Source organism: Candidatus Liberibacter sp. (assembly GCF_014048425.1).
GTDB lineage: Bacteria > Pseudomonadota > Alphaproteobacteria > Rhizobiales > Rhizobiaceae > Liberibacter.
Genome location: NZ_JACETX010000011.1, coordinates 1 through 20,338 on the forward strand (window position 1 = coordinate 1; position 20,338 = coordinate 20,338).

A 20,338-nucleotide genomic window follows, 5' to 3' on the forward strand; every position below is an offset into this window, starting at 1 on the left:
AATTTATAAATAATATGAACGACTGTAACTTATTCCAAATCACAGCCGTTCAAAAATACTCTTGATTGCAAAAAGTTGCGCATACAAAGAATGACTTCAAACTATAATACTAAGACCGCAACTAAAATACGCTTATTAAATCACCCGCCGTCGTGAGAGTGGTAGAATTTTTTACTGCGTTTCTATTTGGCGGCGGAAAATTTATTTGTAATATCCATAAATTTGTTATTGATGGCGCCTCCAAGAGCCGATGCTCCGGCGATCATCGCTACTGCTATAAGAGAAGCGATCAAACCGTATTCAATAGCTGTAGCGCCAGATTCGTCTTTTAAAAAATCTTTTAATAAATTAATTTTCATGTCAAAAAGCCTTATTTAAATAAATAAAAATTATATATTTATAATATAATATATTGCGATATAATATATCGTCGTAATATATATTATTATATAAATAATTCATTATGATTAATTTTTTATATTGCATTATAATATATTATATATAATTACCTGCAATTATTTATATATATAAACAAATATATATTTTATATAATATATATTATATTTATATTATAAATTATATATATGGTATATAAATCAAAATATTTTTATTTGATGTCTTTAAAATAGATCTATACTGTGCTGTGATAATACTATGGATCTCGTATTCTGTTTTTCGGAATATTAGCAAACCATCTGCAATGTTTTCATATTTTAAGATTGAGTAATATGCGTTTTGGAAATTAACTTTGAGCAAACAATGGAGTGGATCTATTATATTTGGGATTTTATCTTGCAAAGAGTGATTCTTTTTTTAAGAAAGTCATGGTAAATATTCGTAAAAGGGATAAATAGATTGTCTATTTTATTGTGTATTCTAATCTAAGAAAGAGAATGAGATGATTTTTTTTGCTGTTTTTTTTATTGTGCCTTTTTGTTTGGCGATGGCGGCTTTATTCGATCTTTTTTCTACTAGAATACCAAACTGGATTTCAATAGTTATCGTTTGTTCATATGTTTTAGTTACTCCTTTCATGAAATTGGGGTTTATGCCAATTGCATACCATTTTATAGTTGGTTTTATTGTTTTTATTATTTGTTTTGGTTTCTTTGTAGCCAATATTATGGGAGGAGGAGACGTAAAGCTTTTGACGTCATTGGCTATATGGTTTGGTTGGGATTATTCGCTTTTGCAATTTTTCGTTTTTGTTTCGGTCTTTGGAGGCATTTTATCTATGGTCGTTCTCTTAATGAGAAGTTATCGGTTTGTTATTTTATCCATGGGTTTGAGCCTTCCGAAAAGTTTTTTGATGAAGGATAAAATTCCCTACGGTCTTGCTATTGCAGCAGGTGGATTTGCGAGCTATCCAGATTGCTATTTATTTAGAATTGCCCTAGAGCAAGGGCCTTGGTAAATCGCAGTATTTTAACCGTTTCTATTGTGGTTTTTGACGATTATTTTCATAAATGATATTTTTAAATATTCTTCCTATTGTCATAGGACGCACTGTAAATTAGTCTATAAAATATAATTTTAGAGATTCTTTGATAATTTTATTTCGTAATTTTTAACTATAATTATACCATTATTGTGCTTCACTCTACGGTATGAGTTTTAAGTATTTTATTAATTTATAGGACATTAAATGAAATTAGCACGCCTTACAATAATCTCTGCATCTGCTATAGCTGCCGTTATTGCCGGAGTTTTGGCAATGCGTCTTGCAGAGAGAGGTCCTGTTCAAAAAATTGAAATAGAAAGTAGTCCCAAGATCAAATTGGTTAATATCCTAGTATCCGACGATAATTTGCCAGTAGGATCGACACTCAATAGCAGTGTTTTGAAGTGGGTTGCTTTCCCTGAGGAAAATGTATTTGATGGTTTCATTGACGATGTACATAGGCCTAAAGCTATTGAAGAGCTTGATGGAACCATATTGCGTATCCCTCTTTTGAAGGGAGATCCCGTTCGTACCGAAAAAATTGTTGATTCTTCTCACGGAAATATATCCTCGTTACTTCCTCGAGGGAAACGAGCCTTTGCGACTGATATTTCGGTTTCTACTGCTTCTGGAGGCATGATAATTCCCGGCGATCGTGTCGATGTAATGATGACACGTTCCGTTGGTGAAGGAAAAACATTTGCAGAAACTATACTCAGTAATATTCGGGTCTTGGCGATAGATCAATCTTTAGAAGGAGAGGAAAACAATAAGAAGTCGCTGATTGGCGCAACTGCTACGTTGGAGCTTACGCCTGGGCAGGCGAAAGTTCTGCTTATTGCGCAACAGGTGGCATCGAGATTGACTCTTGTATTGCGTTCTGTCGCAGATGCTAAGGAAGCAGATTCTGGGGATTCTTGGTCTCTTTTAGGAGATCAATCAGAATCAGAAAATCAAACGATTCAAATCATAAAAGCTAGCTCTTATGATAGAGGGGAATTATCAAGATGAAGAAATTGCAACGCATTCTCAGGGTGTTTGTTGGATTTTTTTTAATTGGCGCCGATTCTGCATTTTCGCGAGTAGCAGAATTTGACGGTCAAGCCAATACCATAAGCATAGGTTCCTCGGAAATAGGAAAAAATAAGAATATAAAAATTGGATTAAATAAAGTGCTGGTTTTGAGGTTGCCATTGCCTGCTCGAGATGTTCTCGTTTCCGATCCTAGTAAGGTGGATGTTGTAATACATGCTGCGCAGGTGATTTATGTTTTTGGAAAAGGAATTGGTCAAGCAAATGTTTTTATTTTTGAGAATGATAATAGTAAAGAAATCATAAAACTGAATATTCAGGTTGAGCGTGATATAGGTCATCTTGAGGGTACTTTAAGGCGTTTTATTCCTGATTCCGAGATTAATGTGGAGATGGTATCTGATAATGTGGTTTTGCACGGAAGTGTTCGCAATATTCAAGACTCTCTGCGTGCCGTTGAACTGGCTGATGCCTTTATTAAGCAGGGTGGAGATCAGGCGATCGCTAGCAGTAATATAGGGAGATTTAATCTGCATGGTAATCAATCTAAAATTGTCAATTTATTGACTATTCAAGAAGATGATCAGGTAATGGTTCACCTTACTATTTCAGAAGTGCGACGTGAGGTATTAAAACAGATCGGATTTACTAGTTCTATTCATCAATCAGCAAACGGCAGTTCTTCGTCAAATAATTTAGAATCATTGGAGTTTAATTTCAATGACAAGGCTTTAAATACTATGACTCTAGGTGGGGCACTGAGTAGTTATGCTATAAAAACTATGTTGGGTGCGCTTGAACAAGCCAAGGCTATTCGTATTTTAGCAGAGCCGACGGTAGCGGCTGTTTCGGGCAAACCCGCCAAGTTCAGGGTTGGAGGTGAGCGCTTATACCATAACGTTGATAAAAATGGTACAGTGACTATGTCATCACATGAGTATGGTATTATGCTTAATTGTACACCCACGGTATTATCTTCGGGACGGATTAGTTTGCGAATTGAAACGGAGGTCTCTGAACCGGTGCAAGTCGCAGGAGAAGGTTCCGGGGAATATCGTACCCGCAAGCTTGAAACTACTCTTGAATTGCCCTCTGGGGGATCAATGGTATTGGCGGGATTGATAAAAGACGACATACAACAGACTAGGAGCGGTGTACCGGTGTTGTCGAAAATTCCGATTTTAGGATCACTTTTTGGTTCAAAAAAATTTGATAGGGAGGAAACAGAGACGATTATCATAGCAACACCATACCTTGTTAAGGCTGTCTCAAAAAATGATTTAGTTCGTCCAGACGATAATTTTGATGTTGAGAGTGACGTTAAATCCTTTTTCTTGAATCGTGTCAATAAGATATATGGGCGTAAAGAAGAATCGGAAAAAGAAAAGCAGAATTATCAAGGTGCAGTTGGTTTCATCTACAAATAGGGATGGAGAATGTGGTGGAAAATATGAGTATACGTTTTGTGAAATTAGTTAGTTTTTTGAGATTAATAAGAATTGCAAGGAGGATTTTACATAAAATATCTTTTTTAAAGATTTTTATTATAGTGCAATCGGTGTTTTTTCTGTCAGCTTGTGGACCGAAAACAAGTCCTTTTGTGATGGTTCCTGGTAATAATTATAAAGAAAGACATCCGATTGTTATGAAGACGGTAGAACAGGGCATAAATTTGCCAATTTTATCTGGTAGGGGAAACATAACGCTTGCTATGCGTGAAACGATAAATGGCTTTCTGGATAGATATAAAGCGGATAGTTCAAGTGTTCTTTACATAATGATACCGAATTCGACGGCGGATTTTTTTGCGATAAAATCTGTCGTAAGCAGTATTCGAGGTATGATTTCTTCCAAGGGAATTCCTGAAAGGGATATTTTGGAGAGGATATATAGCACCGATCATAAATCCAATATTAATATAATTCGAATGAGCTATTATGCAGTGAGGCCTGTTACTGATGGTTGTGGGAAGTGGCTAGAAGATATGTTGAATAGTAATATGTCAAATCGCAATTGGAGTAATTTTGGTTGTGCTTTTCAGCATAATTTAGCTGCTCAAGTAGTTAGTCCGATAGATTTATTCATCCCACGTGGGATGATGCCTCCTGATGCTGCTCAGCGCGATCATACTATGCGTGATTACCGTGAAAAATAAGACTAACAAGGGAAAAAGACAATACAAGGGATGAAAAATATCAGGATGAAACCTGAAGGGGAGAATGGAAATGAGTATTGAATGCGATCCGGATAAGGAATCAACTGATACGCAGGCTGGATTTGATAATAGTCTCGAAGGTATACGCTTATTGCCGCGTATATCTGTTCACGTTTTTTATGAAACTGAAACTCTATGCTCTATAGTAGAAAAATCTAAGACTGATCGCCGAATGTCTCGGATTAGTATGCGGTTAACTAAAGGATCAGTTTCTGAGGCGGTCAAAATGTTTTCCTCTATGGCTACTCCCGGCTTGATTATTCTGCAGATAAGGGTGGATTCTAAAGAGATTTTGAAGATGTTAGAACCTTTATCCGAGGTTTGTGATCCTGAAACAAAGGTTATCATAGTAGGGAGTAGCAACGATGTGTCTCTTTACCGAGAATTGATTAGAAATGGTATATCTGAGTATTTAGTCGAACCTTTCTCTGCAGCGGATCTTATTAAGGCTATGGGTATAGCTTGTTCCTCTTCAGAAGAAGCGTCAGGGGGAACATCATTTGGTCGTTCAATAGTCTTTATAGGATCCAAAGGTGGCTCGGGGTCTTCAACTATAGCGCATAATTGTGCATTTAATATTGCTTCTATTTTTGATTTAGAGACTATTTTAGCAGACCTTGATCTTCCGTATGGTACTGCCAATATAAACTTTGATCAGGATCCTATACAGGGAATTTCTGAGGCTATTTATTCTTCCAATCAAATTGATCATGTATTTATTGATCGTTTGCTCGTACGTTGTGCCGAGAAATTATCGCTTTTGGCGGCTCCGTCATCCTTAGTTCGTACGTATGATTTTGATGAAAATAAGATTATTTCGATACTTGATGTATTGCAAGGGTCTTTTCCAATTACAATTTTTGATATGCCTCATATATGGAATATCTGGACTCGAGCAGTTCTCGTAGCAAGTGATAAGGTTGTGATAACGACTTCTCCTGATCTTGCAAGCTTACGTAATGCTAAGAATATAATTGATGTTTTAGGAAATCTTCGTCCTAATGATCAGCCTCCTTATCTTGTTCTTAACCAGGTGGGTATGCCAAGCAAGCCTGAGATTTCTATTGAGGATTTCTGTGGGACGTTAGGTATAAAACCTGCTGCCGTTATTCCTTTTGATAGTGCTGTTTTTGGTGCAGCTGCTAATTCTGGGAGAATGATCAGTGAAATCAGTTCTAATTCGTCTATTTCGAATATCTTGGTGAATTTTGTCCATATTCTTACTGATCGTGTAACTATGGAGAAACCAAAAAGTGGTATATATGATAGGATAAAGGGTCTTTTGAGAATAAAGTGATTTTAGGTTTAGCGTAAGGGTAATAAATGTTCGGCAAACGTGAAAAAAAAAATCTGGAGAAAGCAAGAAACAAAACTCTTGATTCCGTCGAAGACGATGCAGTCGTGGCAAATGATAAAAAGGAACGAGATGATCTTTCGTTAACAGTCTTTTCTGCTCCTGCCAAGGAAGAAAAAGTAGCTGATTCTTCGAAAAGGCATGGTCCTGGTTATTATGAAATCAAGATGACTGTGTTTGCGACGCTTATCGAAATGATGGATGTGACGCAACTTTCTCAGTATGGTCAGCAAGATGCCCAGAAAGAAATTAGGGATCTTGTAAACGAGATCATTAATGTCAAGGGAATAGTTATGCCAGCCTCTGAGCAAGAGGACCTTCTTGGCGATATTTGCAATGATATCTTAGGCTATGGACCGCTTCAGCCTCTTGTTGCACGGGATGATATATCGGACATCATGGTGAATGGTGCTAAAAGGATATTCATTGAAGTTGGCGGAAAAACCATTAAAACAGATATATCTTTTCAGGATAATACCCAGCTTCTTTCGATATGTCAACGTATGGTAAGTCAAGTAGGTCGTCGTATAGATGAGGCAAGTCCTATTTGTGATGCACGTTTGCCGGATGGTTCACGTATAAATGTTATTATCCCCCCTCTTTCTCTAGATGGTCCTTCTTTGACTATTCGTAAATTTAAGAAGGATAAGCTTACTTTAGATCATCTAGTTCGATTTGGCGCGATAACGCCTGAGGGTGCTACTTTGTTAAAAATTATAAGTCGCATCAGATGTAATATCTTGATTTCTGGTGGTACTGGTTCTGGAAAAACGACATTGCTCAACTGTTTGACACGTTATATAGATCAGGATGAACGTATAGTTACGTGTGAGGATACAGCTGAACTCCAATTGCAACAACCTCATGTGGTTCGCCTAGAAACGCGACCTGTCAATATTGAAGGTGAGGGTGAGATCACTATGCGGGATTTAGTCAAGAACTGTCTGCGTATGCGTCCCGAACGTATTATCTTGGGAGAGGTTCGTGGTCCAGAGGTTTTGGATCTTTTGCAGGCGATGAATACAGGCCATGACGGATCTATGGGAACTATACATGCCAATAATGCCAGGGAGAGTTTTGGTAGAATGGAGACGATGATCGCCATGGGAGGATTTACTCTTCCATCTCGGATGGTGAGGGAGATTATTGCTTCTTCCTTGGATATTATTGTTCAGACACAACGGTTACGAGATGGTTCTAGAAGAATTACAAATATTTGTGAAATTATTGGGATGGAGGGAGATGTTATAATCACTCAAGATCTAATCAAATATGAAATTTCAGGAGAAGATATTTCAGGAAAGCTAATAGGTCGACACGTTTCTTCCGGAGTCAATCGACCACGTTTCTGGAGCCGAGCACTCCAGTATGGTGAAGAAGAACGTCTAGCAGACGCTCTTGATTCCTTGGAAAAAGGGAAAGAAAATTCTGGAGAATTCAATGGTATTTGATATGGTTTTTTTTGCCTTTGTGGGATTGAGCGTCTGTTCTTTGGTTGCTCTTTATTACGCAGTTTTTTATGATAAAGTGGCAAGTGAAAGAAAATCTTCTTCCCGTATAACCCAGATAAAGTCCGGTAATAGTGGACCTGTTACTAGTACAGCGACGAGGCGTCGCAAAGAGTTGCGGGAAATAATGGATAAAATGGAGCAAGAACGCAAGCTCAAAACTGGGAACTCTTCCAACATAAGAGCTTTGATATCTCATTCCGGGCTTCCTATTACAAGAGAGTATTTTTATATTGCTAGCGCTGTATTGGGTTTTTTAATATTTGTTATATTATATATAACAGTAAATTCTAGTTTTATTATTATTTTTTTGGCCGCCATTTCGGCCGGATTAATCGTTCCTCGTATGTTTTTAAAGTACATAATAAAACGTAGACAAGCCAAGTTCTTGGAGGAGTTTCCAAATTCTTTGGATATAATTATACGTGCAGTGCGTTCTGGATTACCGGTATCTGATTCAATAAAAATAATTGTTAGTCAATCATCCGATCCTGTTCGGGCGGAATTTCGTCGTATTACTGAATCTCAACAGTTAGGATTGAGTGTCTCGGAGAGTGTTGCTCGTATGATGCGTTATATGCCACTTCGGGAAGTTGCTTTTTTTTCGACGGTTATTACTATTCAAGCTCAATCAGGGGGAAATCTTTCTGAAGCCTTATCCAATTTATCGAGAGTTTTGCGTGATCGCAAAAAGATGAAGGGGAAAGTTAAAGCTATGGCGATGGAAGCAAAAGCTTCGGCTTGGATAATAGGATCCTTGCCTTTTATTGTATCTTCTCTTGTTTACTTTACATCTCCGCAATACATGAGCATTCTTTTTATAGATCCCAGAGGGAACATGCTTCTTGGAATTGCAGCTGTTTTGATGGTTTTTGGAATAGTAGTAATGCGTTTGATGATAAATTTTGATATGTAGTTCTTAGGATAAGAGTCATGCTGTCTTATGTATTTTCCTTTTTTGATAGCACTAGTGTACTACTTGCATTGACAGTTGCGGTTTCAGTTTTTTCCGTGATTTATGCATTGGTTCTTCCTGTTTTAGAACGCAATGATTTAGCAGAGAGGATGAAGGCTGTTTCTACCGAAAGAGAAGCTCTGCGTCAGAAACAACGTATGCGTTTAAATAAATCGAAGAGTTCTGGATTGCGTTCTCACGAAAACAAGTCTTTGAGGAAGTGGGTAGATAAGCTTAATTTGCGTAAAATGCTTGTAGATGAAAATACTGTGAATCGCATGCGTTCTGCTGGTTTTCGATCTGAATATGCGTTGAATATTTTGTTGCTATCCCGTTTTATTTTGCCATGTATTTTCCTCTTTTTGGGGATTATATGGATATTTGGTTTTAGCAAATTGATTCACTATTCTTTTATGAATCGGTTTTTTATTACGCTATTGATAGGTTATGTGGGATTTTATACACCTAATTTATGCGTTGCAAATCTTATCAAGAAAAGACAGGATTCTATAAGGCGTGCTTGGCCAGATGCTCTGGATTTGCTTTTGATATGTGTTGAATCAGGGATTTCGGTAGATCAATCTTTGGTTCGTGTTGCGGAAGAGGTGAGTGGACAATCAATTCCTCTCTCGGAAGAGATATTTTTGACTACAGCTGAGTTGTCGTTCTTACCGAATAGACAATTGGCATTTGAAAATTTTTATAATCGTACGCAGATGGATTGTGTAAGAAATGTTATGCAAGCTTTTATACAAGCAGATCGATATGGAACATCAATAGGTGATTCGCTACGTATTTTAGTTGAAGAAAGTAGAACCGAGCGTATGACCGAAATAGAAAAGAAGGCTGCTGCTTTGCCACCAAAATTGACTGTACCTATGATTATATTTTTCTTGCCTGTGTTGTTGTTGATTATTCTTGGTCCAGCAATTTTGAATATTATGGATCACTTTAAATAAGTAAAAGAGCTTTTTATTTTGTTGAGGTGATTGTTTTATTGTATCGAATAGGAAGCAAGAAGCTGTTTTTTACTTTGGTAAGGATGTGATATTCTTTAGTATAGATTGGCATATTTCTTGCGCATGCTTTGAAATTAAATATTTTTATATGTGAATGGAATGATGATCCATTCTTGATTGTCTCATAAAAAAGAAGCAAGACGCATGATAGAATCGCGGGGGAGTTGATTAAAACAGAGGGTTTATGTTGATTTCCTGTGATATTAGGATTAATCCATAGACAATCGATTGTCGGTATGTGTTTTATAAATGGAAGAACTGTCAATTTTTTAGAAGAGCTTAGAAGACAAAGTAATCTATCGGAGTATCGAAAAAATATTTTTGGGAAAGATTGTTAATTATGCAGAAAGCTTTATAGATTGTTTTGGATTGAGCCGTTTATAGAATAAATTTTTCTTGCGATTGTAATTTTCGATCTTGCCCCTGCTCTTGATATATTGATAAGGGGGTAATTCTATAATCAGGATTTTCACTGAATTTTTTCTCAATCAATGATTTGGAAAAAGGATTAATAGCTGGGATATATTTATCAAAATCTTCAAAGGAGAACTGATATTATTCTGAATAAACATGCTCTTCTTTAAGGATTTGCGGGAAAGTTTTTTGTATTTGCTATGATTTTATTGATTGTAGGTTTATCTATTTCAAGACTCTAAGGATATTCAATAAATTTTTTATAACAGTGATTTTAGATGATGATCTTATGTATAGAATATGCACCATATAAGGTGATATTAAGTTAGGTAATAAACAAGATTAATGGACACGGAGGATGGTGATGGGAGACGCATACTCTGTCAATTAGAACTTTGTTTATTAATAGGATAACACAAAGCAGAAGCAGGAAAAGAATTTTCTGGTAGCTTTTTTGGATGTCTCTAAGGGATTTTTAATATAGTTATTCAATAGTATTGTAGCGAAAATTTTGTGTAAGAAACTCTGAAAGTAAAAGATGTCTCTTTGTGTTAGAATGGTCCTGGGGATAGTGCCTGAGAGGATTTTATCTTTTCCACGAGCCTCGGTGTGATTGCGTGTAATATTAGATCTATGATTACTAGAGGTATAAAATACAATAAAGTTTATAAAAAAAAACAGGGAAATTGATGCTATTAAAGAAATATTAGATGGGATTACTTTTGTTTTTTATATCCTTCGTGTGGAAAAATTGGCTAGATTTTTATAGAAAAATATAGATGACCACGGCATATCTATAAAGTCGCTTCAATTACCGTGATAAAAAAGTACCTTTGGTGTCATCTCAAGTCCATTCATTTGGGATGGATGCATGTGAGGAGATATCATGAAGGGTGGATATGTTGTGAAAAGACTTCCACATAAAATGAAAGAGTATAATCCTTGGATGCACAAAAAAATAACTCTAAAACAAAAATTATTCCTCAAGGCTAAGATGGAAAATTTACTACCATCCTAGCCTTTTAAGGGATCAATTAGAAAAATCTTCCCAAGCATGAACATTTCCCCTAGAAAGCTCAGCTTTTTCGTGTTATTTTACTGATCTCTTTATCAATGAGATATAGAGAATGCGGTCCTGATCCTATAAGCTTTATTTTATCCAAAATGTGACGGCATAGATTCAATTCTTCACGTTGCTCATTTATAAACCACTGCAAGAAGCAAAACATTTGATTGTTTCCCGTAGAAGAGGCTTCTTCGATGGCTTTGTCGTAAGCATTTGTTACATCTATTTCATGTTGGTATACTAAAGAAAACAAGTTCTCAATACTCTCTGCTGCGATTTCAGGTTTTGGCAAATCAGAGAAAACTGCATGTTCACCAAGATCCACCAAGTGATTAAAAACTCTCATCATATGAGAGAATTCTTCTTGCGAGTGACCCAAAAGAAATTCATAGCATCCATCAAGATTATGAGAGGCAGCCCAAGCAGCTGCTTGCAAATAATAGTGGTGAGCTCGAAATTCGATATTCATAAGTTTATTGAGGGTGATACAAACCTTATTTTCATCCATTGAAAATCTCCTTATATGAGAGAGGCACATAAAAACCAAGAGATTAATTGTATGACACTTCGTATTATTTGGCAAATATAGAAGTTATGACAATTCAATACGCCTTAGGTAAGGGAATCACGTGTTTTCTTTTTTTTGAAAAAAAAACTTCCCGGGGAATCGGATGAAACTCAGTATAAAAAAAAAGAGAGTTGCAATTACAATAGATGGACCTGATGGAGTATCAAAGAAGAGAGATCCATAGAGACCCACTATTGTCCCCAAAATTCCAATTATTGTTGCCAGTATGGACATGCTTTCGGGTGATTTTGAAAAACGTCTTGCCGCTACTGTAGGCAATATTAAAAGAGATGTTATTAATGTGATGCCAATGATTTTCATAGCAACAGCAATCATAAGCGAAGTGAGTATTGTAAAAATAAACCTGTGTTTTCCAGGATTAATTCCCTCTGCTTTTGCAAGCTCATCGTTTACGGTAATTGCCAATAGTGATTTCCATATCTTGATTAATACAGCAAGGTTCAAGATTCCAATGCTCCAGATCACCACAATATCATTCGTGCTAACTGCTAAGATATCGCCAAATAAAAAACTTGTCAGATCGGAGCGAACCCAAGTCATGAAAGATAGCATGATAAGACCAAGAGATAGCGTTGAATGAGCGATAACGCCGAGAAGAGAATCAGAAGACAGAGAATCGTTTTTTTGGATTTGAATTAAGAAAATTGACGTCATAGAGGCCATCGCGAACACACAAATTGGTAGTGGGACATTGAACATTAGTGAAAAAGCAACACCAAGGAGGGCTGAATGTGCTACGGTATCGCCAAAATATGCCATGCGCTGCCAAATAACAAAGCATCCAATTGGTCCAGTAGTGCAGGCTACACCAATACCGGCAATGAGAGCTCGAATGAAAAATTCATTATGCATCTCTTGACTCTATCTAATACTCAAATCTACGTCTATAGAATAATAATTAATATAAAATTTGCATATATCATTCATTGTGCTTATGTCCATAAATCGCCAAAATTTCTGTTGCACGAGGTCCAAATAAACGGATATACTCTGCATTATTGCGGATAGTTTGAGGAGATCCTTGGCAACAAATATGATTATTCAAGCATATCACAGTATTCGTAGATGCCATAACCATATGAAGATTATGAGATATCAATAATATACCGCATTGAGTAGATTGATGAACGGATTCTATAAGCTCATATAGGGCTAATTCTCCTGGGAAATCAACTCCTTGCAAAGGTTCATCTAATACCAATAAATTGGGTTTTCGCAATAAAGCCTTTGCGAGAAGAGCACGTTGGAATTCACCACCTGAGAGATCTCTCATATTTTTATTTTGCTTTCCAGTCAAATTGACTTGATCAAGCATTGTGAAAACTTCATCTTGAGATGAAGAAGTTGTCAATGTCATAAAGCGCAAAAGATTTAAAGGTAGTGTGTTCTCTATGATGACTTTTTGAGGGACGTAGCCTATGATTGTCTTAGGATCGCGGGTTATATTCCCATTACTTGGTTTCAGTATACCTGTGACTAGTTTAGCGATCGTTGATTTCCCGGAACCATTCGGGCCTATTAGTGTGACTATTTCTCCAGGTTTTATGGTAAAACTGATGTTGTGTACAAGGTTGCGCCCATTTTTGTGGACACTTGTATTTACAAGACTAATCAATGGCAAAGATGGATAGATAGACATCACTAGTTATATGAACTCCGTATATTTTATATTCGGCATTATCATAGCTTAATAGATAGGATTACACATCATGAAAAATATTTTTTTATCGGCTCTCTTGGGTTTTTCTGTGTGGGGTAATTTTGCTATGGCGGGTTCTTTGCGAGTAGTTGCATCTATCAAACCAGTTCACTCAATAGTATCTTCTATAATGTACGGAGTGGGAAAACCAAGCTTACTTGTAAGAGATAATGGTTCCCCTCATGAATATAATTTGCGCCCATCAGATGGGCTTATATTAGAGAATGCAGATATCATCTTTTGGATTGGTCCAGAAATGGAAAATTTCCTAACAAATTCATTGGATTCTTTGGCTAAATCGGCAAATATTATTGCGCTTTCAAAAGCTCCAGGTTTGCATGCGATTTTATTGCATAAGAAAAATCATACCAATACTCATGACGTACATTCAAGTGAAACGGGCTGTCACAACCATAGACATGGTATATATGACATGCATCTTTGGCTGGATCCTATTAACACCAAGTATATGGCTCAATTAATTGCGGCGGAGCTTATTAAAAGGGATCCGGAGAATAGAGAAATTTATGAGAAAAATGAAAAAGAGTTTGAAATTCGATTAGAAAAATTAAATATGGCATTATTCGATATTTTGCAGTCAGTTAAGGAGACGCCAATTGTTGTATTTCACGGGGCTTATCGGCATTTTGAGTATCGTTATGGAATGAAGATTATTGAGGCAATGGTAACGGGATCGGTGTTGCCAGGTGCGAAGTCTTTCCAAAAAATTCGGGATAAAATTATTTCAAGTGGAGTTACTTGTGTCTTTTATGAACCAGAATTTGATCCTAAAATTGTAAAATCAATAACAGCAAGGACTGGTGCCGTTTTAGGAGCTCTTGATCCAGAAGGAATCTTGATTCCAGCAGGAGCTGACCTCTATTTTACACTGATGATGAATCTTGCCGTTTCGATAAAAGGATGTATTTCTCGGTCACGGTAAAGGGATATAACTTTTTCCCCAGGATCCATGTCTTTCAGGAAGATTGTCTTTTCTTTCAAAGCCATGGGAACCAAAAAAGTCGCGTTGTGCTTGAATAAGATTTGCAGTTCCATAGCCTTGGCTATAAGAATCAAAATAGGACAGAGCTGCTGATAATGATGGTACGGGATATCCGTATTTAGTGCAAGATACTACAACACGTCTTAAAGCTTGTATAGATTTCTTTGTTTTTATCGCTATTTTTGGAATTGTCAGGATGTTCGATTTATGAGGATTTTCTGTTAAGATTTCTGCAATATCGTTCAGTAATTGTGATCGGATTATACAGCCTGCACGCCAGATATGTGCTATTATTGGAATTGATAGGTTCCAATGATATTTCTCGGATGCTTGTGCTATTACTAAAAACCCTTGTACATAGGCAATGATTTTTGCGGCATATAGAGCGTTTTCCAAATCTTTTATTAAAGAATCTGAGCATTTAAATAAAATGCCACCATTCCCTCTAAAAAGAAGTTGCATTTGCTCACGTTCATCTTTGTGAGAAGAAAGATAGCGGATCAAAACTGCAGCTTCAGTAGTTGTCATGGGAAAAGATAGCTTTTGGCTTTCGATAACAGATCTTTTCCCAGTTCCTTTTTGAGAGGCTATGTCTGAAATAACGTCAACTATAGGATCTTTGGTGATTGGATCAACAGCAGAAAGTATTTCGGCAGTAATGTTCATTAAATATGAATTGAGTTTTCCCGTATTCCATGTAGAAAAAAAACGACTTATTTCAAAGGATTTTTTATTAAACCCATCTCGTAATATTCCATATATATCCGCTATCATTTGCATATTTGCGTATTCAATCCCATTATGAATTGTTTTAACAAAATGTCCTGATCCATCCGGTCCAAGTAAAGCACAGCAAGGATGATTTTGGTAGTTTGCGGATATGGAAGTCAGGATTTTTTCAACGTGATGATATGCTTCCACGCTTCCGCCGACCATAAGTGACGGACCATGTCTAGCTCCATTTGTTCCTCCTGAAACTCCTATCCCAACAAAAGTTATTCCTATTTTAGTGAGTTGGATAGAGCGTTTTTGTGTATCACGAAAATCAGAATTACTGCCATCCATTAAAATGTCTTCAGCAGATAAGAGTGGTTTCAATCTTTCTATTAGTAGGTCGATTGGTTTCCCGTCTGTTATCATCATAAATATTCGACGAGGTCGAAGGATTGCCTCTATCAACTTTTGCAAAGTTTTTGCCGCAATAATTCTCTCAGAGAATTTGGAAGCTTTGTCTATGAAAACATCTGTCAATTCGTTTTCACGATTGTAAACTGCTATATGAAAACCTTTTTCGAGCATATTTAGGGCAAGATTTGATCCCATAGCCCCAAGTCCAATGATTCCAATTTCTGCTTTTCCCATGCATAGCCTTTAAATATTTTTATAACATATTACGTATCTACAAAAAGTTCCTGTTGCTAAGAGAAGATTCTTAGCAGATGACTGGAGCAGTCATTGTTATGATTTTATAAGACATGGAATACAGGGAATAATCTTTCAGGGGGAAACAAAGGTTTATAAAAATTGAATACAGAGATATCTCCTTCCAAAAATCGACGCCAGAGATCGGAAGGATAAATAATTTCCCGATTTTAACGCCTATTTTTCTAGAATTATCCCAGCCTCCAAAGACAATTTATTCGTATATACAATCGAAATAATCAGATTTAGCGGGAATTCCGAAGGAATAGTATTGTCATTTAATGCAAAACCTAAGAGATAGATTCGGTAGATTCTACAGTTTTACGGGTTTTCCCACTTAAACTCTTTGCGCGCTTTCCAGTATCTTCTACAATACGTGCAGCTTTACCACGCAAGTTTTGTAGATAATATAATTTAGCACGACGAACTTTTCCTTTGCGGATAACTTTAACATCTTGTATCAGGGGAGAATAAAAAGGGAAAAGGCGTTCAATGCCCTCTCCAGAGCTAATTTTTCTAACAGTAAAATTTTTGTTAATTCCGCGACCGGAACGTGCTATACAAATCCCTTCATAGGATTGAACACGGGATTTGTTGCCTTCTGTAATGAGCGTTTCGACGCATATTGTATCTCCTGGAGAGAATTCCGGTAAGATACGTTTAGATTCTATTCTGGCGATCTCCTCAATATTTAATTGATCGATTATATTCATAACTTTTCTCCGTTTTTTAGCAATATGGATACATAGGTTGGATCTTGTCGCCTCTTTCCACTGAATAAATATCCTAAATCAGCGTTTCAGACATACATTAGCCTATTTGCATAAATATTAAATACCCTTAATCTATATATAATTCCATTCAGATTTTTTGATCAAGGAAAGAATGATGTCGATTATTGTTCTCTCATTATACCTTTCTTCAGAAGCAGATCGGGTCTGTTCTGTTCTGTTAGTGCAAAAGATTTTTCTTCACGCCATTTCCTTATCTTTTCATGGTTTCCGGAATTAAGAATAGTAGGGATTGCTCGCCCTTCCCAAGTTTGTGGTTTAGTATATTGGGGGAATTCCAACAACCCATTTTCGAAACTTTCATGAATTATTGATTCTCCGTTTCCCACAACGCCTGGAAGAAGACGTATTACGGCATCGAGTAAAACAAGAGCTGCAGGTTCTCCACCAGAGAGGATATAATCTCCTATAGAGATTTCTTCAAGGTTGCGCGCCTCAATAATCCGCTCATCAATTCCTTCGAAGCGACCGCATACGATAATTGCACCAGGGCTGGTTGCGATACGTCTCGCTTTCTGTTGTGTCAAAGGTTTTCCACGGGGGCTCATCAATATTCGGGGGACATCTTTTTGTTCATATCTAGAGATTGCGTGATCAATAGCCTTTCCTAATATATCTGCTCTTAGAATCATGCCTGCACCTCCACCAGCAGGAGTATCATCTACGCTGAGGTGACGGTCCGCAGAAAAATACCGTATCTGGATAGCGTCTATAGACCATAACTTACATGCAAGTGCCTTTCCTGCCATAGACAATCCTAAGTGTCCGGGGAACATTTCTGGATACAATGTGAGCATAGAGACATGGAAGGTCATGGTATATCCCCAGCAGGTTTCGGTTGGAAAAGCTGTTCTTCATCTTTCAATACGGCATGAGTTAATCCAGCGGCGATAGGATCAAAGAGCAGTTTGTTGTCTTCGATATTGATATTTGGTATCACAGCTTTAATGAAGGGGATCATGACATTTCTTTCGTTGGAGTCTAAATATAATTCAAGCACAGTTCCTGCTCCGAAATCATAGACACCAGAGACGGTTCCCCAGTATTTCCCCTGCAAATCAAATGTTTTTAAGCCTTCTAGATCTGCATAAAAGAATTCATCTTCTTCCAGTTCTTCATCATAAAAATCTCGACGTTTAATATATAACTCAAGTTTATGAAGCTCTTTTGCTATATCTCTATTGTTGATTCCATCAAAGAGGATGATGGTTTTGCCGCTTTTTTCATATATATGCTGTATTGTGAATTTGCGACCATCATCTGAATATAGAGAGCCATAGCGTCCTAGATTTGCAGGGTCACTTGCGTATGACTTTACATACAGCTCACCTTTTACCCCGTGAGGTGCACCAATGGTGGCCATCAAAACAAGTTTCTCAAGTTTTACCATGATACTCCTATACTCTAAACCAAACGATATACAAAGCTTGACCGTAGATCAGGTATCTAGCAACATATTCGCACAATTGTCATACTATGCGTTGGCACTTGCCTCTTCCTGTTTTTTGGCTTCGAGACGCGCCAGAGCCTTCTTTTTCGGCTGAGATTTTTTTGGATTGTTTCGAACAGGGCGTTTGATAATTCCAGCTTTATCTAGAAAAAACATAACGCGATCTGTTGGTTGTGCTCCCTTTTGGATCCAATGCTGGATGCGCTCAAAGTTAAGCACAGTGCGTGAAGGATTTTCTTTTGGTAAAATCGGATCCCAAGTTCCAACTTTTTCGATAAAATTTCCGTCGCGAGGACTGCGAGCATCTGCAACCACAACACGATAATAAGGGCGCTTCTTAGAGCCTCCACAAGCAAGACGAATTTTTAATGACATTTATTTGCTCCTTAGACAAACGATTTTTAGTCCGATTATAAGTTTACATCACATGAATGTAGTTTCACATATCTTTTGCGAAATATATGATCATTATTGAAACCATTAGGGTACAAATTTACCACAGAATACCTCGTACGAAGATAGTATATCACATTTATCTTTTAAGCCTACATTCTAAAGCTCCCCAATTAAAAGCAAAAATTTGCTATTTTTTGAAAAATCTTACTTTTTTATTAAAGATATATATTCAAGTATATCCTATAATATACATTTTTTTACCCTTTCAGATGATTAAATCATTGTTTGTATTTTCTTTGTTCAAGAATGGAATCCATAATCATAGGAAGCATATCCTTGAAACAATTAACAGAATCGTGTGCTTGCAGAGTTTAAATCTGTGACATAAGGATGCAATCCTAGGCATCTGGACGTTTTCCCATTGCGCTAAGGACTATCTTGTCTTTAAGGGTATCAACGACATTCTGAGGCAATCCACTTGCACCATTCCCTTTCATGATTTTCATCATGTCAGCCATTTGACGATGCAATTTTAGAAGTTTATTTATTCTTACAACGTCAGTTCCTGAACCGGCGGCAATACGTTTTTTGCGAGAATTTTTGATGATAATTGGATTAGAACGCTCTTTTTTTGTCATAGAAGATATAATCACGAGATTATATTTAAGAACGCTATCATCAAGTCCTGGAAGTGTCATGTTTTTTTTCAAAGAACGCATTCCTGGCAGCATGCCGATGAGAGAGCCTATTCCGCCCAAATTTTGTGTTTGACGAATTTGCTCTGCAAAATCATCAAGATCAAATTTCCCTTTGGCAAGCTTTTTAGCCATTTTAGATGCTTTTTCTGCGTCTAGATTACGGGTAGCTTTTTCTACGAGAGATACAATGTCTCCCATGCCAAGAATTCTATTTGCAATTCTTTCCGGATAGAAGACATCTAAATCATCTATCTTTTCTCCTACTCCAATGACTTTGATCGGTTTTCCCGTCACGGCACGCATTGAAAGAGCTGCTCCGCCACGGCCGTCACCGTCCATGCGAGTTAGTACAATACCTGTAATATTGATTTTTCCATCAAAATTACGGGCAACATTTATGGCGTCCTGTCCTGTCAATGCATCTGCCACAAGTAGAATCTCATGGGGGTTTGTAAGGTGTTTTATCTCCTCTATTTCGTGCATGAGGTATTCATCAGCATGGCTACGTCCTGCGGTGTCTAGAATGACGGCGTCATAACCACCAGAACGAGCATTTTGTACGGCGCGTAGAGATATTTCTGCAGGAGATTGTTTTTCTATGATTTCTAGGGTATCGACTGTGATTTTTTCTCCAAGATATCGCAATTGTTCTTGTGCGGCTGGGCGATGCACGTCAAGAGAGGCCATTAATATCTTTTTCTTTTCCAGGGTTTTTAAGCGATGAGCAATTTTGGCTGTTGTCGTTGTTTTTCCAGATCCTTGGAGCCCCACCATCATGATAACGACTGGAGCAGGTGCATTAAGATCTAGGTTTACATTTTCTTTTCCAAGAATTTCGACCAATTCGTCATGGACAATTTTGATAACCATCTGCCCAGGCTTAATGCTTTTTAGAAGCTGTGTTCCGGAGGCTTTTTCTTGAACTCTTTTGTTTAGCGAGCGAACAACTTCGAGTGATACGTCGGCTTCCAAAAAGGTGCGACGTATCTCTTGCAGGGTTTTTGAAATATCCGCTTCTGACAAGCTGCCTCGGCCTGTAAGGTTCTTAAAAATAGAGCCAAGACGTTCTTGAAGATTATCAAACACTTTTTACCCTCATGAGTGATTTGCATGTAGAAAATTGTGAGGACTTTTTGGAAAATCCGAGGAGCAAGCAAGGACTAAATGACGGATTTCTCAAGAGTCAATGTGTCAAATAGTCAAAATTGCAGGACAGATTTTATATCAATTCATGCTCACAACTTGCACACTATGCAGTGCATCGTATATAGAAGAATAACTAAACC

General features: G+C 37.2%; 19 protein-coding genes. 9 read left to right on the plus strand and 10 right to left on the minus strand.

All coding sequences use genetic code 11. The features are described from left to right. Positions 1–182: 182 nt before the first annotated feature. Positions 183–359 carry a Flp family type IVb pilin gene (locus H0G72_RS02135; RefSeq protein ID WP_182017149.1) on the minus strand — a complete coding sequence of 59 codons (177 nt, stop codon included), beginning with the start codon at positions 357–359 and terminating at the stop codon, positions 183–185. A 539-nt stretch (positions 360–898) separates the two neighbouring features. Here H0G72_RS02135 and H0G72_RS02140 point away from each other — a divergent pair. The 8 genes from H0G72_RS02140 to H0G72_RS02175 all read left to right on the plus strand — a co-directional run bounded on the left by H0G72_RS02140 (position 899) and on the right by H0G72_RS02175 (position 9,464). Continuing rightward, complete coding sequence (locus H0G72_RS02140; RefSeq protein WP_182017150.1) at positions 899–1,414, plus strand: A24 family peptidase; 516 nt, start codon at positions 899–901, stop codon at positions 1,412–1,414. 231 nt (positions 1,415–1,645) lie between these two features. Further along, positions 1,646–2,452 carry a Flp pilus assembly protein CpaB gene (gene cpaB, locus H0G72_RS02145; RefSeq protein WP_182017151.1) on the plus strand — a complete coding sequence of 269 codons (807 nt, stop codon included), beginning with the start codon at positions 1,646–1,648 and terminating at the stop codon, positions 2,450–2,452. Then, positions 2,449–3,900 carry a type II and III secretion system protein family protein gene (locus H0G72_RS02150; protein WP_182017152.1) on the plus strand — a complete coding sequence of 484 codons (1,452 nt, stop codon included), beginning with the start codon at positions 2,449–2,451 and terminating at the stop codon, positions 3,898–3,900. The genes cpaB and H0G72_RS02150 overlap by 4 nt, the downstream gene beginning before the upstream one ends. Positions 3,901–4,022: 122 nt before the next feature. Then, positions 4,023–4,628, plus strand: a complete 606-nt coding sequence (locus tag H0G72_RS02155) for a CpaD family pilus assembly protein (RefSeq protein ID WP_182017153.1) — start codon at positions 4,023–4,025, stop codon at positions 4,626–4,628. A gap of 70 nt (positions 4,629–4,698) precedes the next feature. Further along, positions 4,699–5,985, plus strand: a complete 1,287-nt coding sequence (locus H0G72_RS02160) for a CpaE/TadZ family protein (protein ID WP_182017154.1) — start codon at positions 4,699–4,701, stop codon at positions 5,983–5,985. A gap of 26 nt (positions 5,986–6,011) precedes the next feature. Continuing rightward, positions 6,012–7,493 (plus strand): TadA family conjugal transfer-associated ATPase, encoded by a 1,482-nt coding sequence (locus H0G72_RS02165; protein ID WP_182017155.1) that lies wholly within the window; start codon positions 6,012–6,014, stop codon positions 7,491–7,493. Then, entirely contained in the window at positions 7,483–8,466 is a 984-nt protein-coding gene (locus H0G72_RS02170) for a type II secretion system F family protein (RefSeq protein ID WP_259345098.1), read from the plus strand. Before H0G72_RS02165 ends, H0G72_RS02170 begins: the two co-directional genes overlap by 11 nt. A 17-nt stretch (positions 8,467–8,483) precedes the next feature. Continuing rightward, a complete protein-coding gene (locus H0G72_RS02175) occupies positions 8,484–9,464 on the plus strand; it encodes a type II secretion system F family protein (protein ID WP_182017156.1) in 981 nt (326 codons plus the stop codon). A gap of 1,550 nt (positions 9,465–11,014) precedes the next feature. Here the strand turns inward: H0G72_RS02175 and H0G72_RS02180 are convergent. The 3 genes from H0G72_RS02180 to H0G72_RS02190 form a co-directional block, all read right to left on the minus strand. After that, positions 11,015–11,512, minus strand: coding sequence for a ferritin (locus H0G72_RS02180; protein WP_182017157.1), 498 nt, complete (start codon positions 11,510–11,512; stop codon positions 11,015–11,017). Between the two features lie 117 nt (positions 11,513–11,629). Further along, positions 11,630–12,445, minus strand: coding sequence for an iron chelate uptake ABC transporter family permease subunit (locus H0G72_RS02185; protein WP_182017158.1), 816 nt, complete (start codon positions 12,443–12,445; stop codon positions 11,630–11,632). A gap of 67 nt (positions 12,446–12,512) precedes the next feature. Continuing rightward, positions 12,513–13,232, minus strand: coding sequence for an ATP-binding cassette domain-containing protein (locus tag H0G72_RS02190; protein WP_182017172.1), 720 nt, complete (start codon positions 13,230–13,232; stop codon positions 12,513–12,515). 70 nt (positions 13,233–13,302) lie between these two features. Between H0G72_RS02190 and H0G72_RS02195 the strand changes: the two genes are divergently transcribed. Continuing rightward, complete coding sequence (locus H0G72_RS02195; protein ID WP_182017159.1) at positions 13,303–14,235, plus strand: zinc ABC transporter substrate-binding protein; 933 nt, start codon at positions 13,303–13,305, stop codon at positions 14,233–14,235. Here H0G72_RS02195 and gndA read toward each other — a convergent pair. The 6 genes from gndA to ffh form a co-directional block, all read right to left on the minus strand. Next, a complete protein-coding gene (gene gndA / locus H0G72_RS02200; RefSeq protein ID WP_182017160.1) occupies positions 14,227–15,657 on the minus strand; it encodes an NADP-dependent phosphogluconate dehydrogenase in 1,431 nt (476 codons plus the stop codon). The two genes, H0G72_RS02195 and gndA, sit on opposite strands and share 9 nt — an antisense overlap. Positions 15,658–16,007: 350 nt before the next feature. Beyond that, the gene (rplS, locus tag H0G72_RS02205) at positions 16,008–16,430 is read right to left on the minus strand and encodes a 50S ribosomal protein L19 (RefSeq protein ID WP_182017161.1); all 423 of its coding nucleotides are present in this window, start codon (positions 16,428–16,430) and stop codon (positions 16,008–16,010) included. A 182-nt stretch (positions 16,431–16,612) separates the two neighbouring features. Continuing rightward, positions 16,613–17,323: a tRNA (guanosine(37)-N1)-methyltransferase TrmD gene (gene trmD, locus H0G72_RS02210; RefSeq protein WP_182017162.1), complete on the minus strand. Its 711-nt coding sequence runs from the start codon at positions 17,321–17,323 to the stop codon at positions 16,613–16,615. Beyond that, the gene (gene rimM / locus H0G72_RS02215) at positions 17,320–17,898 is read right to left on the minus strand and encodes a ribosome maturation factor RimM (protein ID WP_182017163.1); all 579 of its coding nucleotides are present in this window, start codon (positions 17,896–17,898) and stop codon (positions 17,320–17,322) included. Before rimM ends, trmD begins: the two co-directional genes overlap by 4 nt. Before the next feature lie 84 nt (positions 17,899–17,982). After that, a complete protein-coding gene (rpsP, locus tag H0G72_RS02220; protein ID WP_182017164.1) occupies positions 17,983–18,333 on the minus strand; it encodes a 30S ribosomal protein S16 in 351 nt (116 codons plus the stop codon). 419 nt (positions 18,334–18,752) lie between these two features. Beyond that, positions 18,753–20,138: a signal recognition particle protein gene (ffh, locus tag H0G72_RS02225; protein WP_182017165.1), complete on the minus strand. Its 1,386-nt coding sequence runs from the start codon at positions 20,136–20,138 to the stop codon at positions 18,753–18,755. Between the last annotated feature and the right edge of the window lie 200 nt (positions 20,139–20,338).

Coding starts and splice junctions, on each gene's coding strand:
- H0G72_RS02135 (WP_182017149.1), bottom strand. CDS start 359: ATGAAAATTAATTTATTAAAAGATTTTTTAAAAGACGAATCTGGCGCT.
- H0G72_RS02140 (WP_182017150.1), top strand. CDS start 899: ATGATTTTTTTTGCTGTTTTTTTTATTGTGCCTTTTTGTTTGGCGATG.
- cpaB (WP_182017151.1), top strand. CDS start 1,646: ATGAAATTAGCACGCCTTACAATAATCTCTGCATCTGCTATAGCTGCC.
- H0G72_RS02150 (WP_182017152.1), top strand. CDS start 2,449: ATGAAGAAATTGCAACGCATTCTCAGGGTGTTTGTTGGATTTTTTTTA.
- H0G72_RS02160 (WP_182017154.1), top strand. CDS start 4,699: ATGAGTATTGAATGCGATCCGGATAAGGAATCAACTGATACGCAGGCT.
- H0G72_RS02165 (WP_182017155.1), top strand. CDS start 6,012: ATGTTCGGCAAACGTGAAAAAAAAAATCTGGAGAAAGCAAGAAACAAA.
- H0G72_RS02170 (WP_259345098.1), top strand. CDS start 7,483: ATGGTATTTGATATGGTTTTTTTTGCCTTTGTGGGATTGAGCGTCTGT.
- H0G72_RS02175 (WP_182017156.1), top strand. CDS start 8,484: ATGCTGTCTTATGTATTTTCCTTTTTTGATAGCACTAGTGTACTACTT.
- H0G72_RS02180 (WP_182017157.1), bottom strand. CDS start 11,512: ATGGATGAAAATAAGGTTTGTATCACCCTCAATAAACTTATGAATATC.
- H0G72_RS02185 (WP_182017158.1), bottom strand. CDS start 12,445: ATGCATAATGAATTTTTCATTCGAGCTCTCATTGCCGGTATTGGTGTA.
- H0G72_RS02190 (WP_182017172.1), bottom strand. CDS start 13,232: ATGTCTATCTATCCATCTTTGCCATTGATTAGTCTTGTAAATACAAGT.
- H0G72_RS02195 (WP_182017159.1), top strand. CDS start 13,303: ATGAAAAATATTTTTTTATCGGCTCTCTTGGGTTTTTCTGTGTGGGGT.
- gndA (WP_182017160.1), bottom strand. CDS start 15,657: ATGGGAAAAGCAGAAATTGGAATCATTGGACTTGGGGCTATGGGATCA.
- rplS (WP_182017161.1), bottom strand. CDS start 16,430: ATGAATATAATCGATCAATTAAATATTGAGGAGATCGCCAGAATAGAA.
- trmD (WP_182017162.1), bottom strand. CDS start 17,323: ATGACCTTCCATGTCTCTATGCTCACATTGTATCCAGAAATGTTCCCC.
- rimM (WP_182017163.1), bottom strand. CDS start 17,898: ATGGTAAAACTTGAGAAACTTGTTTTGATGGCCACCATTGGTGCACCT.
- rpsP (WP_182017164.1), bottom strand. CDS start 18,333: ATGTCATTAAAAATTCGTCTTGCTTGTGGAGGCTCTAAGAAGCGCCCT.